Source organism: Massilia luteola (genome assembly GCF_034420155.1).
In the GTDB taxonomy this organism is placed as follows: Bacteria; Pseudomonadota; Gammaproteobacteria; order Burkholderiales; family Burkholderiaceae_D; genus Telluria; species Telluria luteola.
The window spans coordinates 1-896 of the sequence record NZ_JAXOFN010000075.1 but is presented as its reverse complement, the minus strand read 5'-3'; the positions used below and the strand labels follow the sequence as shown (position 1 = coordinate 896).

1 protein-coding gene is annotated in these 896 nt (G+C 55.1%); it reads left to right on the top strand.

The genetic code is table 11. The annotated features are described in order from the left end of the window. Positions 1-176: 176 nt before the first annotated feature. Positions 177-896 (top strand): transposase (locus U9J41_RS29235; protein WP_322405703.1); only part of this gene is annotated, 720 nt, incomplete at its 3' end.

Below are 896 nucleotides of genomic sequence, written 5' to 3'. Positions count from 1 at the left end.
CTGAGGTGAAGACCAGCTTGTGCCCACCCTTAAGGCATCGACCTTCGAGTGTAGATTAAGCCCTTCACCTCTCCCACCCCATTGCTGAACACTGGACGGTATCCGAGGGCGCTGACCCTGCATGTACAAGGCGAGTGTGGAGTGGATTAGGGAAATCAATAACACGAGGAAGAGTAATGTTTTATCTTGGCGTAGACGTTTCGAAGAAAAAACTGGACTGCATGCTGCTCAACAGTACGAACGACAAGTTGAAGTCCAAATCGTTATCGAATACGAAGGCTGGCATCGAAGAACTGATCAAATGGCTGGCCGAAAATAAGGCGCCTGAGGCGCACGTGATCATGGAGCCGACCGGTGTCTATCACGAGCCGGCCGCGCTGGCGCTGACCGACGCTGGCTTGAAACTGTCGCTGGTCAATCCAGCTCAACTGCGTCAGTTTGCCCAAGGACTGGGCGTTAAGAACAAGACCGATAAAGCTGATAGCACCGTGTTGGCGCGCTATGGCCACATGCTGAAACCTCAAGCCTGGCAGGCGCCATCGAAATCCGCACGTCGGCTTAAGGCGCTGCTGGCCCGGCGCGATGCCGTTGCCGATGATCTGCAGCGCGAGAAAAACCGTCAGGAGGCAGTCGATTTCGGCATCTCACCGGAACAGGTCAAGGAGTCGATTCTGCAATCGATCGCGTTCCTGCAGGCTGAACTCAAGCGGCTGGAACAGATGATCAAAGGCCATATCGACAGCGATCCCGATTTGCGTAACAACCGCGAATTACTGGAGACGATTCCTGGCGTGGGTGGACGAGTATCGAGCAACCTGACGGCGCTGTTTGCCGCTAAAACGTTCGACACTGCCGAACAACTGGCCGCTTATCTTGGCCTGGTGCCGGTACAGTGG